This window comes from Ekhidna sp. (assembly GCF_963691765.1).
In the GTDB taxonomy this organism is placed as follows: domain Bacteria; phylum Bacteroidota; class Bacteroidia; order Cytophagales; family Cyclobacteriaceae; genus Ekhidna.
This window is the reverse complement of record NZ_OY829375.1, coordinates 1,271,944-1,287,400: the sequence shown is the minus strand read 5'-3', so window position 1 is coordinate 1,287,400 and position 15,457 is coordinate 1,271,944. Positions and strand designations below refer to the sequence as shown.

Genomic DNA, 15,457 nt, shown 5'->3' with positions numbered 1-15,457 from the left:
ATCAGCTTGTTTTCGGTTTTAATGGTTTTATTTTCGGTCGCATTGCTTTAGGAGCTACTACCTTCTTAGTATCGACGTTCTCCTCCAATAGATAAGCTCTGCGAATTTTATTTATTAGAAATAATTTTTGTTGGGTGAAGCTCTCTGGGTGCATCTGATCAAAGATTTTTAGAAATTCCTCATATTGAGCTGGTTCTGCATGCTTATACTTAGCAGAATCGATTTTCTTTTCAGATAGGTATTCATCAAACTTCATTGTGGGGCAAATTTAATAGAAGCAAGTTTTCCGATGGCGTGTAAATTTGCATTCCCGAAACTGGATTTAAACAACAATTTACCCCATGGATAAAATCCTTATAATTGGCGCTTGTGGACAGCTTGGAACAGAGCTGACATTGAAGCTACGTGAGATAAAAGGAAAAGACAATGTAATAGCATCAGATATTCTTGACGAGCCTATAGCATTGTTGAGCGATGGTCCTTATGAAAAGCTCAATATTATGAATAAGGAGTCTTTTCAGATTATCCTTGAAAAGTATGACATAAAGCAAGCGTACCATTTGGCAGCTGTTCTATCTGCAAAAGGAGAGCAGAATCCTCATTTTGCTTGGCAATTGAATATGGAAAGCCTACTAACAGTCTTGGAGGCTGGAAAAAATCAATTAGATAAAATTTATTGGCCAAGTTCAATAGCAGTTTTTGGACCAGATACTCCAAAGGAAAATACACCTCAGAATACCATCATGGGGCCAAATACAGTTTATGGTATTTCTAAATTGGCAGGTGAGCGATGGTGTGAATATTATCACAAACAATATGGAGTTGATGTAAGAAGTTTGAGATATCCTGGGCTGATAGGCTACAAGGCATTGCCGGGTGGAGGTACTACTGACTATGCAGTTGACATTTTTCATAAGGCAATAGCAGGTGAAAATTATGAATGCTTTTTGTCTGAAAAAACCTCATTACCTATGATGTATATGGATGATGCTGTGAAAGCCACCATAGATTTAATGGAAACAGATCAGCAGAATGTGAAAGTTCGTAGCTCATATAACCTTGCGGCCATGAGTTTTACACCCGCAGAAATTGCTAAGGAAATACAAAAACACTATCCTGATTTTGAAATTAGTTACAATCCTGATTTTCGTCAAAAAATTGCTGATAGCTGGCCTGGAAGTATCGATGATAGCGTAGCAAGAAACAATTGGGGCTGGCAGCACTCCTTTGGATTGAAAGAACTAACTGAAGTCATGATCAACAATTTGAGGAAAGAAATTGTTTTTGATTAAGGCATTTTTATCCTTTCTTTCCGGCTGAAAAACCAAGCAACCATGGAATCTTACGAAAATTTGGCCCTTGATTTAGTTGATGGAGTTTTAACAATCACTATCAATAGAGAAAGCAAGATGAATGCGTTAAATCGAGCGACCATGCTCGAGATTAAAGACGCATTTCAATATGTTCAAGATAACCCGAAAGATATTCGTGGTGTGATATTGACCGGGGCAGGTGAAAAAGCATTCGTTGCTGGAGCAGACATCAGTGAATTTACAGGCTTAAGCGAAATGCATGCAAGAAAATTTGCTGAAGAAGGTCAGGAGATTTTTCAGTCGATCGAAGATTGCCACACACCAGTTATTGCTGTTGTAAATGGTTTTGCGCTAGGTGGAGGATGTGAGCTTGCAATGTCAGCGCACATGAGAGTAGCTGTAAGCGCCGCTAAATTCGGTCAACCAGAAGTAAATCTAGGCCTGATACCTGGTTACGGAGGAACGCAACGTTTAACACAGCTAATAGGTAAAGGTCGAGCATTTGAATATCTAATGAGTGCCGACATGTTATCAGCGGATCAAGCCCTAGCGTATGGGTTGGTGAATTATGTTGAAGCTGATAAGGCTGCAGCACATGCAAAAGCAATTGAAATTCTTAAAAAAATAGCGTCTAAAGCTCCAATTGCAATTGGCCTGGTTATAGATTCAGTTAATGCTTATTATGAGACTGGTGCAAATGGTTATCAGGCAGAAGCAAATGCATTTGCTGGTTGCTTCGGAACTACTGATTTCAAAGAAGGGGTTTCCGCATTCTTGGAGAAAAGAAAGGCCGACTTTAAAGGCGAATAATCCTTGTCGATACTTAAGAAATTTGCCAGTCAGACAGCTGTTTATGGACTAAGCAGTGTGCTTGGACGCATGCTGAACTATCTACTGGTACCACTTTATACGGATGAAAATTCAGGGATTAGCTTAGCTGAGTACGGGATTGTGACAGAACTTTATGTATATGTTGCATTTTTAAATATCATCTACATATATGGATTAGAGACAGCATATTTTAGGTTTTCAAAAAATGCGAATGAAGAGAATTATTTCAATCTTGCATTCACAAGTATTCTCATTTCCTCCTTGGTATTTTCAGGTTTGGTTTGGCTCTTGGCTGAACCCATAGCTGTTATAATCCAATACCCAGATAAGGTCGATTTCATCAAATGGCTTGCTGCCATTTTAGCGATTGATGCGATCGTAGCGATTCCTTTTGCAAGACTAAGAAACTCTGGAAAAGCTTATCATTTTGCTGCTTTCAAGCTTACTAACATCGGCATCAATCTTTCACTCAATTTATTTTTTATTCTTTGGTGTCCGACGATAATTGAAAATTATCCTGATGGCTTGGTAAGTAAATTTTACGATCCTCAGCTTGGTATTGGATACATATTTATTTCCAATTTGATAGCAAACGGGCTTTATCTATTGTTTTTTATTCCAGACTGGTTGAAGATAAAACTCACTATTGATAGGTCTGAATGGAATCGAATGATGAAGTACGCATGGCCAGTTCTTATTGTTGGGTTGGCAGGAGTCACAAACGAGACACTGAGTAGAGCAATCCTTAAATATCGATTGCCAGAAGGGTTTTATACAGACTATTCAAATCTGGAAATATTAGGAATATTTGGTGCTTGCTATAAACTTTCCGTTTTTATGACTCTTGCCGTTCAAGCTTTCAGGTATGCTTTTGAGCCTTTTTTCTTTGCTCAGGCGAAGGAAAAAAACTCCCCTAAAGTTTTTAGCGAAGTAATGACATGGTTTGTGCTTCTTACTGCATTTAGCTGGTTAGTACTTTGTGTTTTCATGCCATATTATGCTCCAATTTTTTTAAGACAAGATCATTACCTGTTGGCTCTAGATGCGGTTCCTTGGCTATTAGGAGGAGGTTTATTTTTAGGCGTTTTTTATAACCTATCGCTTTGGTATAAGTTGACGGATAAAACACTTTATGGTGCTTATATAAGTGTCATTGGTGCAATTGTAACTTTTGCTCTTAACTGGATATTAATTCCTATTATGGGATATATGGGTAGTGCTGTTACAACTTTCATTACATATCTATCGATGGTTATAATATCTTATTCTTGGGGAATGAAACATTATCCGGTTCCTTATCAAGTTTGGAAGGTAATAGGATATATAAGTTTGGCAGGGATTGGCATTTATGTCAATGCGATAACACAAGAATCGCCAATAAAGGCTATTCTGATCGTATTAATCTTTCTAACTTTGCCGCTTATTTTAGAAAGAAAATCACTTCAAAAACTCAGAAGCTAATTAATTAGCTATCAATACATTCCCATGAATTTGATCATTCCAATGGCAGGCAAAGGGAAACGCCTTAGACCGCATACACTTACTACTCCCAAGCCATTAATCCCTATCGCAGGAAAGCCAATCGTGCAACGACTGGTTGAGGATATTGCTGGAGTTACTCCAGAAAAGATTGAGAAGATTGGCTTTGTAATAGGTGATTTTGATGAAGACATCAAGCGGGCCCTAATACGTATAGCAGAAGAGGTTGGTGCTGAAGCGCATTTCTTTGTTCAGGATACCGCTGAAGGTACCGCCCATGCGATAGCATGCGCAAATGAAATTTTAGAGGGGAAGGTGACTGTTGCATTTTCAGATACACTTTTTAGAGCTGATTTTCAACTTAACCCTGAGGATGACGGTATTATATGGACGAAACAGATAGAGGATCCTAGCGCTTTCGGTGTTGTAAAAACCAACAGTGAGGGTATAATCACCGACTTTATAGAGAAGCCAAAAGAGTTTGTTTCTGACCAGGCAATAATTGGTATTTACTACTTTAAGAAGGGAGAAGACCTTAGAAGAGAGATTAATTACTTGATCGAGAATAACATTAGAGGTGGTGGTGAGTTTCAATTAACCATGGCATTGGAAAATCTTAAAAATAAGGGCACTAATTTCACAATTGGCACAGTAAATGAATGGTTGGATTGTGGGAATAAGTCTATTACCGTAGAGTCAAATTCAAGATACCTTGGATTTTTAAAAGGCGAGAACCTTATTTCTGATGATGCGACGATTAAAAATTGTGAGATAATCGAACCAGTATTTATTGATGAAGGAACAGAAATAGTGAATTCTACAATAGGACCTAGTGTTTCGATTGGTAAAAATTGTAAAGTATGTAACTCTAAGCTGTCTGATTCACTCATTCAAAATAACACTTCAATTATGGACGTTGAATTAACCAACTCAATGATTGGAAACTCCGTTAATTTGAATGGTCAACCAAAATCAGTGAGCTTAGGCGACTTTAGTGAATGGTAAGATTGATGAGAAAACTCCTTTTTGTAGCATTTATATTATTAACCTTTCTTTCTTTTTCCCAAAGAAAAAAGAAAGATGTGGTCATTCCGCAAACACAGGAAGACTCATTAAAGTTGGAAGGAGTTCTTGTTGAAGCAGAAAAACAATTAATCCTAGAGAATTACGCAAAGGCGCTTGAGAATTTTCATGTTGCTTTAGAAATGAACACGCAGAGTGCGGCGACCAATTTTAAAATTGCCGAAGTACTTGCTAAAAGTAATGAAGGGCAAAAGGCATTGCCTTATGGTTTGCGCGCCATTGAGCTTGATCCTGCTAATAAATATTACCGATTAGGACTGGCAAGAATATATCAGTCTATCGGATTTTATATGGATGCAGCAAAAACGTATGAGGGTCTTGTAGAATTAAATCCATCGGAAGAAAATGCGCTTTATGAGTTGGCGGAATTGTATCAGTTGACTGGGCGTAAAGACGATATGTTCAGAATTTTTGATCAGATCGAGTTGCACCACGGAGTGAAAGAAGAAATCACGCGTGAGAAGCAAAGGATTTATATGAAAGAAGGGAAGCTTGACAAAGTGATTGAAGAGTACGATAAACTTATAGATGCGTATCCGAATGAATCTTCCTATAAAACTGAACTGATCAACTTTCTTATACAAAACAAAAAGTTGGATAGGGCCGAAACAGAAATCGCCAAGTACGAGCAAAATGAAACAGCTTCTTCTCGTGTCACCATTATGAAAAGCGAGTTGGAATGGATGAAGAGAAATTATGATGAGTCTATTAAACTCTTAGGAGAAGCTTTTAAGTCTAATTCAATAGACTTTGATGCGAAGTTTCAAATTATATCCAATTACATCTTATTGAGTCCGAATGTTGAGACCAAGAGTAAGCTGACTGGAATTGCCGAGCAACTAGCAAATCAATTTGAAGATGAATTTAAAGCTCAAGCTTTTGTAGGAGATATGCTTTATCAAGATGGAAAAAGTCAAGAGGCAGTTAATTACTACCTAAAAGCAGTTGAACTTAATGCGTCAAATTATTCTGTATGGCAAAATATTCTTAATGTAGAAGCTGACTTAAATCAATACGACAGTGTCGTGGTGCATGCCGAAAGGGCGCTTGAATATTTTCCGAATCAAGCATTGCTATACTATTTCGCAGGCACTGGGCATTTAATAAATAAAGATTATAATAAAGCTGTCAGAATGTTGGAACAGGGGAGGAAGTTTACTGTTGACCCCAATCTCTTGACTGTATTCTATGGTCAGCTAGGCGATGCGTATAATGGGCTTGAAGAAAATGATAAATCTTTCATGGCCTATGACAAGGCTCTTCAAAATAGCCCTAACAATGATCATGTGTTAAATAATTATAGTTATTTCCTTTCGCTGGCAAATAAAGATCTTGACAAAGCTCTTAAGATGTCTACTAGACTAGTGGAACAGCACCCAAATAACCCGACGTATTTGGATACACACGGATGGGTCTTATATATCAGTGGGGAGTACAAGGAATCACGGAAATTTTTGGAAAAAGCTGCTTCGCTTGATGAAGATGGAACAGTAATAGAGCACTACGGCGATGTTCTTTTTCAGCTTGGAGAAATAGATGAAGCAATAAAGCAATGGGAGAAGGCTCGGGATCTTGGCACTGCTTCTGAACTAATAGGTAAGAAAATTTCAGATAGAAAACTATATGAATAAGCTCATTATCATATGCCTTGCAGTTGTGATCGGGCTTAGCTCGTGTAACCGAAACGTGGGCGCAATCTTCGGGAGCAAAAAGGACAAGTTAGATGTCGTAGATCCGGAGTTTGACTATATGACAGCCAAAGCAAAATTCCGTTATGATGATGGAAAGAAGGGTTTTTCTGCCACCGCTAATTTTCGAATCAAAAAAGATAGTTTGATATGGCTTTCCATTTCTCCTGCTTTGGGAATTGAGCTTGCTCGAGTATTGATAAATACTGAAAATGTGTTTGTTATTGATAAGTTGAACAAGCACTACTATGAATATTCTTTTGATGACTTATCGAAGCAGTATGATATGGATTTTAATTTTCAAATGATCCAATCAGTTATCCTGGGAAACCTTGTTGAGCCTTACAGAAAGCAGCGAATAGAAAGAATGGATGATTATTTTACCTACACTGCGTCTAAAGGAGTTTATCTATATCAGAACTTTATTGGTGCCACCAGTATGAAGCTGGAAAAAGTTCATGTATTTGATGAAGGTTCAGGAAATACGATTTCAGTAAATTACAGTGATTTTATCTTGGTGAACAATCAGATTTTCCCAAATGAAATTTCGGCAGTCATTGAATATGAAGCTAAAAATAAACCGAAGACAGAGGTTGATATTTCCTACAATAAAATGGTCATTGAAGATGGACCAATTAGCTTCCCTTTCTCCGTTCCTAGCAAGTATGAGAAGAAATAGCCTTCTTATAGTGACGTGTCTGTTTTTTGTATTCGTTGGTTACAACGCGAATGGGCAAAAAACAAAGTCTCAATTAGAGCAGGAAAAGAAAGAAAATCTTAAAAAAATTGCTGAAGCAGAACGTATTTTAAATGAGACTGCTGATGAAAAGAAAGTTACTCTTGGTCAATTAAGAGCACTTAATCAGCAAATCAATGCCAGAGAATCTTTGATTCGTTCAATTGGCTCCGAAATAAGAATACTTGATAATGAAATTTCTGATCTAACTATTGTTGTTAATTCCCTGCAGGAGGATTTGAAAGTATTGAAAGAAGAGTATGCTGAGCAGATTTATTCATCATATAAAGCCAATAGAGGGAACAATCGATTAATGTTTCTTTTTTCAGCAAGGAGCTTTAATCAATTGGTTCAAAGACTAAAATATCTTGAACAATATTCAAATGCCAGGAGGCTTCAGGCGGAACAAATAGAGGTTGTTGCTAAAGAATTAAATGATCAAAAAGGTAAGGTAGAGGCCAAGCGAGCAGAGCAGCAACGACTACTTAATCAACAAGTACGAGAAAGTCGCAAGCTAGCTCGATCAAAAAAGAAGCAGTCAGAATTGGTGGCACAACTCACTAAAAAGGAGAGGCAGTTGAAAAAAGAAGTGGAAGCGCGCAAAGCTGCCAATGCCAGACTCAATACATTAATTGCGAAAATCATTGAGGATGAAGCTAAAAAAACTTCAACCGTATCAACAGCCGAGGCTGCCAGTGCAGCAGAATTAACGCGTCTTTTTGAGTCTAAGAAAAATAGTCTCTCATGGCCAGTCGGTTCTGGATTTATTTCCGCAAAATTTGGTAAACAGCCACATCCAGTTTTGAAAAGAATTACTGTTGTAAATGATGGAGTAGGAATTCAAACTGAAAAAGATTCTCAGGTTAAAGCGGTATTTGATGGTGAAGTAACGCTAATAGGGACTATCCCAGGTAAAAATAATGTCGTGGTTATAAGGCATGGGTCTTATTTAACCGTTTATGCGCAACTCAAAAACATCAATGTCAAAAAAGGTCAAAAAGTGAGAGCCAATGATATAATTGGTGAAGTATTTACAGACAGAGACGGAATTTCAGAATTAGAATTCCAAGTGTATAAGGGAACTACTAAGCTAAATCCTGAAAATTGGCTAGCAATGAAGTGAAATAAAATGTCACCTTATTGCACATTGCTCCGTTTGTAAATAACTATCTTTGTACTTTAAAATTAAATAGCATGCATACATCAATATTATTTGCAATGCCAGGGTGGACTGAGATGATTATCATCGCCCTTTTCATTATCATTTTTTTCGGAGCGAAAAAAATACCAGAGATTGCTCGAGGCATGGGAAAAGGTATCAGAGAATTTAAAGATGCCACTAAGGAAATAAAGAACGAAATCAACGAAGGCGCAAGCGAAGAGAAAAAGGCTTAACCTTGAAGAATTTTTTATCACTCTCTGAAATTCAATCGGAGATTAGTGCCGGGAAACTCACTGTTTACACACTAACCGAGCACTACCTTAAAAACATACATGAGAAAAATGGAAGGCTAAATGCCTTCCTTTCTGTTTATGAAGATGAAGTACTTGAACAAGCTCATCTTATAGATCAGAAAATCCAAGATCAAACTGCTGGTAAACTAGCGGGGATGATAGTGGGTATTAAAGATGTATTTGCATACAAAAACCATAGGCTTGAATGTGCAAGTACAATTCTTGAAAATTTCGAATCTCAGTTTACGGCTACATGTATTCAAAAACTTGTCGATGCAGATGCCATTATTATTGGCCATCAAAATTGCGATGAATTTGCAATGGGCTCTTCAAATGAAAACTCAGCCTATGGAGTTTGTAGAAATCCCATTGATGAATCAAGAGTTCCTGGTGGATCGTCTGGAGGTTCAGCAGCAGCCGTAGCTGCGGATCTTTGCCAAGTTTCTATTGGATCGGACACTGGTGGCTCAGTACGTCAACCAGCTGCATTTTGTGGAGTGATTGGGTTGAAGCCTACATATTCACGGATTTCAAGATATGGTCTGGCAGCCTATGCCAGTTCCTTTGATACAGTGGGTATTATTTCTAAGAGTATTGAAGATGCCGCAATAATGCTTGAGGTTATGTCTGGAGAAGACCAATACGACAGTACTGTCTCTAGATTGGAGGTGCCTAATTTCTGTGATTTCAAATCTGACAAGAGATATAAGATAGCTTATGTCAATGAAATATTGGACTACGATGGCTTAGATGAAGAAATTAGGAAACAGACATTTGATTTAGTAGGTGAGCTTCAAAATGAAGGCCACAGGATAGAAGCAGTAAGTATTGATAAGCTAGACTACATTTTACCAACCTATTATGTGTTAACAGCTGCCGAAGCAAGCTCCAATTTATCTAGATATGATGGTGTTAGGTTTGGCAAAAGAGAGGAAAGTCAGGATCTGGAGGAGATGTATAAGAGCAGTAGATCAAAGGGTTTTGGAGATGAAGTGAAGAGACGAATTATGGCCGGTACCTTTGTTTTGAGTGCGAGTTATTATGATGCTTATTATACTAAAGCGCAGAAAGTTCGAAAATTGATTCAAAATGCTACTCAAGAACTTTTAGATCAGTATGATTTTATTATTTCGCCAATAACACCTTCTCCGGCTTTTAAAATCGGCGATTTAGCTTCAGATCCGTTAAAAATGTACATGGAGGATTTGTATACGGTTCAAGCCAATGTAGTGGGAATACCAGCGATTTCTATACCAATTGGGAATAATAGTCAAGGCCTACCGATTGGCATTCAATTAATGTCAAATAGCTTTAATGAGCTGGAATTACTTGATATTTCAAACCAAATCATTACTTTCAAGGATCAAAATAGATAGGATATGTTACGAAAATGGTTCCTTTTAGGGATTGTGTTCATTTCATTTGGAGGACAAGGACAGGGCTTTCAATTAAAAGAAGTCATCCCTGATAATACATATGATGAGATTGCAGATCGCATGAGCTGCATCGAAAAAGAGGTCCCTCTGGTGTTTAACGAGCGTGTAATGGCTTTTGTAGATTATTTCGCAATAAAAGACCGTGAGTACACCAAAGACATTATCCGAAAGAAGGAATTATACTTTCCACTCTTTTCTGAGACTCTGGCCAAGTATAACATGCCAGATGAGCTTAAATACTTAGCAATTGTAGAATCAGGGTTAAGGCCAAATGCTATCTCAAGAGCCAATGCAGTAGGATTGTGGCAGTTTATTTCATCCACTGGAAAAATGTATGGATTGCAAAGTAATTGGTATGTGGATGATCGAATGGATCCGGAGGAAGCTACTGATGCAGCTGCAAGGCATTTGCGAGACCTTTACAATATGTTCGATAGCTGGGAGCTAGCTTTGGCAGCATATAATTGTGGGCCGGGAAATGTTCGCAAAGCAATACGGCGAAGTGGTTATAAAAGAGAATTTTGGGATATTTATCGTTACTTGCCTCGCGAAACCAGATCTTACGTTCCTCAATTTGTAGCCATCACATATTTATTTAATCATTTGCCTGAGCATGGATTTGATGAGCGTCCGGAAGTCTTCAATCCGGAGATGGATACAATAATGATTTCGCAATACTTTCATGTAGAAACATTTTGTAATCAATTGGGGCTTTGCCTTGATGATGTCTTATCATGGAATCCGCAAATAAAAAGGGGAGCTTTGCCAGAGGGAACGAAAAACTTTGCTCTTAAAATACCGGTAGAGTGGAAGGATACAATTGTAGCAAACAGAACTCATCTATATGATACTGCTTCCAAAGTAGGGAAGAAGCATTTAGAATATCTAGCTAGGAATACACCTGGTAGTACGTACGGTAGAGAGAGATTGTACTACAGAGTAAGAAGTGGTGATGTTTTAGGGACAATAGCCCGGAAATATGGTGTTAGGGTCTCAGATATTCGATCATGGAATAGAATAAGAGGAAACCTCATTCGAGTTGGACAAAGGCTAAGTATTTGGGTTTTACCAACCTACAACTCTAAAACAAAAAAGCTTTATACCGCATCTGCTCCTCCTCCACAATCGAAGCCAAAAACTAATCCTCCAGTTGGTTCTGGAAAAAGATATACCGTAAAGTATGGGGATTCGCTTTGGAGTATTAGTAAGGACAACAACACGAGTATTGAAAAGTTAAAGCAGGTGAATAGATTAACTTCAAACATGATAAAGCCTGGACAATCTCTTGTTATTCCTAATTAGGAAGACTTATAATTTATAGTATAGATTGAAGGTCGGAATAGTTTTTGCTTTTATCCATGTCTAAAAAGATTCTTATGTTAAAAAATGTACTCATCTTATTAATCGTTGCATTTGGATGTAGCGAGGCATCAAAAGAAAGCTATAGAAAAGACTTGCTCCCAACAGCTCGGGGAGAGGCAGATGAGATCATATTAGTTGTTGACTCAACCCAATGGGTTGATACTTTGGGACTGGGTGCCGAATTAAAGAAAACATTCTTGGCTCCAATGCTTGGACTGCCTCAAGATGAATCCCTTTTCAACGTAAGTAAGGTTAATCCGAGAAGATTGAATAATGTCCTAAAGTCTGCAAAAAACATGGTTTTTGTCATGACTCTGGATAGCAAAACTGCAGATAGCCGAGTTCTACAGAAATACTTTACAGACCAATCTCTCAATCAAATAAAACGAGATACTTCGATTTTCATGAGAGCGCAAAAAGATCTTTTTGCAAAAGGTCAAACTGTTCTGTTTTTGTTCTCTTCATCAGAAGAATTGCTGGCTCAAAAAATAAACTACAATAGGTCAGCTATTCGAGAGTTTTTTGAAACATCGGCGCGAGAAACTATCAAAAATCAGATTTTTAATAGCCCGCAGAAGGATCTTGCGGAAAGAATTACAGAAACTCACGATTTGGCCTTGACAGTTCCTTATGGTTGGGAAAAAGCCAGGGATCTCAAAAACTTTGTTTGGTTGCGTAAAATGGATGCTGAAACGGAACAAAGTATTTTCATATACTATGAGCCGTATCGAGATCAAGGTATCTTCAATAGAATAGGCGAGTTTAGAGATAAAATCACAGAGAGAAATTTGTATGATGGTGAGAATCCTAACGTATACATCAAGCGTCAGGAGATTATTCCTGTTTTTACCGAACGTGTAAATTTTAATGGCCATTTCGCAGTTGAAGCTAGAGGACTTTGGAAGATAAGCGACAATTCAAGAGGAGGGCCTTTTCTTAGCTACAGTATCGTTGATGAGGAAGCTGGATTAATCTACTATATAGAAGGGTATGTGGACTCACCCGGAACAAGAAAGAAGAACTTAGTGAGAGAATTGGAGGCGATATTATCCACATTCAAAACTACAAATGACCTCAACGCTGCAAAAGGTGCATCTTAATCCTTACGAATAATTGGTTATTCCTTTTTAGTTGGTCAACTTTGAAGGTCGGATATACTATCCGAACCAGTCAATAACCAATAGAGAATGAGTACGACCAAAATTAGGCCGAAGGAAGCATTAGAATATCATTCAAACAAACCTGCGGGTAAGATCGAGGTGAACTCCACTAAATCAGTGAGTTCACAACATGATCTGGCATTAGCATATTCACCAGGTGTTGCTGAACCTTGTAAGGAAATAGCAGAAAACCCCGAGGATGTTTATAAGTACACCGCCAAAGGCAATCTAGTAGGTGTTATTTCAAACGGGACTGCGGTTTTGGGTCTAGGAAATATAGGTCCCGAAGCCTCCAAACCTGTAATGGAAGGTAAAGGAGTGTTATTCAAGAAATTTGCCGGGATAGATGTTTTTGATATCGAGATCAATGAAGAAGATCCTGACAAATTCATTGAGATAGTAAAATCATTAGAGCCAACTTTTGGAGGGATTAATCTTGAAGATATAAAGGCACCTGAGAGCTTTAAAATAGAACAAACTCTCAGAGAAGAGATGAATATTCCTATCATGCATGACGACCAGCATGGTACAGCAATTATTTCCAGTGCCGCATTACTCAATGCACTTGAAGTAGTCGGAAAGAAAATTCAGGATTTAAAAATTGTAGTCAGTGGGGCTGGAGCAGCTGCCATTGCTTGCACAGACTTATATGTTTCCTTAGGTGCCAAAAAGGAGAATATTCTCATGGCAGACAGCAAGGGAATATTAAATACAAGTAGGGAAGGGCTTGATGAGATTAAGTCTAAATATGCCACTACGCAAGAAATAAATACGTTGGAGGAAGCCTTAAATGGAGCCGATATGTTCTTAGGACTTTCCATTGCCGACATAGTGACTCCAGAGATGTTAAAGTCGATGGCAAATGATCCGATAGTTTTTGCCCTTGCAAATCCAGATCCTGAAATAGCTTATGATTTGGCGGTGAAAACAAGGAAAGATGTATTGATGGCTACTGGCCGTTCGGATCATCCCAATCAAGTGAATAATGTGCTGGGATTTCCTTACATATTTAGGGGTGCTCTTGATGTTAGATCTACTGCGATCAACGAAGAGATGAAGTTGGCAGCGGTGAAAGCAATAGCTGAATTAGCTAAGGAACAAGTGCCAGATATTGTTTTAAAGGCGTATGGAAAATCTAGTATCAGATTCGGGCATGAGTATCTGATTCCTAAACCTATGGATCCTAGGTTGATTACTACAATATCGCCTGCTGTTGCTAAAGCTGCAATGGATACAGGGGTGGCAAGAATCCAAATTACCGATTGGAAAAAATACGAAGACGATTTGCTTGAACGAGTAGGGATTGATCAAAGATTAATTTCTCGTTTTGTATACCGTGCAAGGCAAAATCCTAAGAAGGTGGTTTTTGCTGAAGCGAACCACATTAACATACTTAAGGCTGCCCAGATGACCCTGGATACAGGGATAGGAACACCTATTTTAATGGGGAAACAGCGCGAGATAAAAGCACTCATTGAAGAACATGAGCTCGAGGCCATCAAAGATTGTGACATTATTGATCCCAATGAGCACATGGATAAGGTGGAGGAGTTTGCCAAGGAATATACCCTTATGCGTCAACGAAAAGGCATGACTATGCATTTGGCAAGAAAGGCAATGACAAGTAGGACCTATTTCGGAATGATGATGGTCAACAAAGGAGAAGCGGATGTTTTGATTTCTGGTTTATCCAATGATTATCCAAAAACGGTTCTTCCTGCGCTGCAAATTGTTGGTATGGAAGAAGGTGTAAGTAAAGTAGCGGGAATGTATATCATGAATACCCCAAGAGGTAACTACTTCTTTGCAGATACTACCGTCAATATGAATCCTACTGCTGAAGAGCTGGTTGAAATAATTGGTTTGACGCATAGAGCTGTTAGATTTTTTGATTACGAGCCGAAGATTGCGGGTTTATCGTTTTCGAATTTTGGTTCTGCAAAAGGAGAAGTACCTGAAAAAGTTTCCAAGGCTGTGAAGATGGCCAAAGAAAGATGGCCTGACATGGTCATTGATGGCGATATTCAGGCTAACGTAGCTTTAAATAAAAATCTACTGGAAGAACTTTATCCATTTAGCGATTTAAAGGGACACAACGTGAATACCTTAATTTTTCCAGATCTTCAGTCGGGTAATATTGCATACAAAACACTAATGGAGATTGGGGGCACGGAAGTAATAGGGCCAATCCTTATGGGCATGAAAAAATCTGTTCAGGTGCTACAATTGGGTAGCTCTGTAAAAGAAATTTACAACATGGTGGCTATTGCAGTTGTGGATGCTGGAGTAGCAAATAGAGAAGGCCTATGATTACTTACCTGAAAGGCCGATTGGCATTTAAAGATCCTACTCACTTAATTGTAGATGTTGGCGGTGTTGGGTATGAAGTGAAAATAAGTTTGATTACTTATTCTCAAGTGAAGGATAAAGAAGATATTCTTATTCAGACGTATCTTCATGTAAAAGAAGATTCGCATACTTTATTCGGATTCTATGAGCAATCAGAGAAAAAACGATTCCTCGATCTACTCTCAATAAATGGTGTCGGACCAAGTACTGCGCTCATGATTTTGTCATCACTTGATGCCAAAGAATTACAAGCGGCAATTATTCAGGAGGACGTAAAAACCATACAATCTGTAAAAGGAATAGGAGGCAAAACAGCCCAGCGAATTATTCTGGAATTGAAGGATAAAATGAAAAAAGAAGGGCTACTTGATAAATCAGTAGAAATTCAGCCACTATTTAATAATACACTGCGTTCTGAGGCGTTATCTGCACTGACAACTTTAGGCATTAATAAGTCAGCAGCAGAAAAAACTGTAGATAAGATTTTGAAAGAATACGGAGAGGAGATTAAACTTGAAGAATTGATCAAATTCGCTCTAAAGCGATCATAACCTAACCTAATTAC

14 protein-coding genes are annotated in these 15,457 nt (G+C 38.2%); 13 read left to right on the top strand and 1 reads right to left on the bottom strand.

What is annotated here, in order from left to right:
- Position 1: 1 nt before the first annotated feature.
- Complete coding sequence (locus ACY650_RS06015) at positions 2 to 256, bottom strand: hypothetical protein (protein WP_462252755.1); 255 nt, start codon at positions 254 to 256, stop codon at positions 2 to 4.
- Between the two features lie 85 nt (positions 257 to 341).
- Here ACY650_RS06015 and ACY650_RS06010 point away from each other — a divergent pair, with 85 nt between their 5' ends.
- From ACY650_RS06010 to ruvA, 13 genes are all read left to right on the top strand, one after another.
- Positions 342 to 1,292 carry an NAD-dependent epimerase/dehydratase family protein gene (locus tag ACY650_RS06010; protein WP_462252753.1) on the top strand — a complete coding sequence of 317 codons (951 nt, stop codon included), beginning with the start codon at positions 342 to 344 and terminating at the stop codon, positions 1,290 to 1,292.
- Positions 1,293 to 1,334: 42 nt separating this feature from the next.
- Entirely contained in the window at positions 1,335 to 2,123 is a 789-nt protein-coding gene (locus tag ACY650_RS06005; RefSeq protein WP_462252751.1) for an enoyl-CoA hydratase/isomerase family protein, read from the top strand.
- Positions 2,124 to 2,126: 3 nt separating this feature from the next.
- Entirely contained in the window at positions 2,127 to 3,605 is a 1,479-nt protein-coding gene (locus tag ACY650_RS06000) for a lipopolysaccharide biosynthesis protein (protein WP_462252749.1), read from the top strand.
- Between the two features lie 24 nt (positions 3,606 to 3,629).
- Complete coding sequence (locus ACY650_RS05995; RefSeq protein ID WP_462252747.1) at positions 3,630 to 4,628, top strand: sugar phosphate nucleotidyltransferase; 999 nt, start codon at positions 3,630 to 3,632, stop codon at positions 4,626 to 4,628.
- Positions 4,629 to 4,633: 5 nt separating this feature from the next.
- Complete coding sequence (locus ACY650_RS05990; protein ID WP_462252745.1) at positions 4,634 to 6,337, top strand: tetratricopeptide repeat protein; 1,704 nt, start codon at positions 4,634 to 4,636, stop codon at positions 6,335 to 6,337.
- The gene (locus ACY650_RS05985) at positions 6,330 to 7,073 is read left to right on the top strand and encodes a DUF4292 domain-containing protein (protein ID WP_462252743.1); all 744 of its coding nucleotides are present in this window, start codon (positions 6,330 to 6,332) and stop codon (positions 7,071 to 7,073) included. The genes ACY650_RS05990 and ACY650_RS05985 overlap by 8 nt, the downstream gene beginning before the upstream one ends.
- Positions 7,021 to 8,253 (top strand): murein hydrolase activator EnvC family protein, encoded by a 1,233-nt coding sequence (locus ACY650_RS05980; protein ID WP_462252741.1) that lies wholly within the window; start codon positions 7,021 to 7,023, stop codon positions 8,251 to 8,253. Before ACY650_RS05985 ends, ACY650_RS05980 begins: the two co-directional genes overlap by 53 nt.
- A gap of 71 nt (positions 8,254 to 8,324) precedes the next feature.
- A complete protein-coding gene (gene tatA, locus ACY650_RS05975) occupies positions 8,325 to 8,525 on the top strand; it encodes a twin-arginine translocase TatA/TatE family subunit (RefSeq protein WP_462252739.1) in 201 nt (66 codons plus the stop codon).
- A gap of 2 nt (positions 8,526 to 8,527) precedes the next feature.
- A complete protein-coding gene (gene gatA, locus ACY650_RS05970) occupies positions 8,528 to 9,961 on the top strand; it encodes an Asp-tRNA(Asn)/Glu-tRNA(Gln) amidotransferase subunit GatA (RefSeq protein WP_462252737.1) in 1,434 nt (477 codons plus the stop codon).
- A 3-nt stretch (positions 9,962 to 9,964) separates the two neighbouring features.
- Positions 9,965 to 11,323, top strand: a complete 1,359-nt coding sequence (locus ACY650_RS05965) for a lytic transglycosylase domain-containing protein (protein ID WP_462252735.1) — start codon at positions 9,965 to 9,967, stop codon at positions 11,321 to 11,323.
- A gap of 74 nt (positions 11,324 to 11,397) precedes the next feature.
- The gene (locus ACY650_RS05960) at positions 11,398 to 12,483 is read left to right on the top strand and encodes a DUF4837 family protein (RefSeq protein ID WP_462252733.1); all 1,086 of its coding nucleotides are present in this window, start codon (positions 11,398 to 11,400) and stop codon (positions 12,481 to 12,483) included.
- A gap of 87 nt (positions 12,484 to 12,570) precedes the next feature.
- Complete coding sequence (locus ACY650_RS05955) at positions 12,571 to 14,853, top strand: NADP-dependent malic enzyme (protein ID WP_462252731.1); 2,283 nt, start codon at positions 12,571 to 12,573, stop codon at positions 14,851 to 14,853.
- The gene (gene ruvA, locus ACY650_RS05950) at positions 14,850 to 15,443 is read left to right on the top strand and encodes a Holliday junction branch migration protein RuvA (RefSeq protein ID WP_462252729.1); all 594 of its coding nucleotides are present in this window, start codon (positions 14,850 to 14,852) and stop codon (positions 15,441 to 15,443) included. The genes ACY650_RS05955 and ruvA overlap by 4 nt, the downstream gene beginning before the upstream one ends.
- Positions 15,444 to 15,457: the final 14 nt, after the last annotated feature.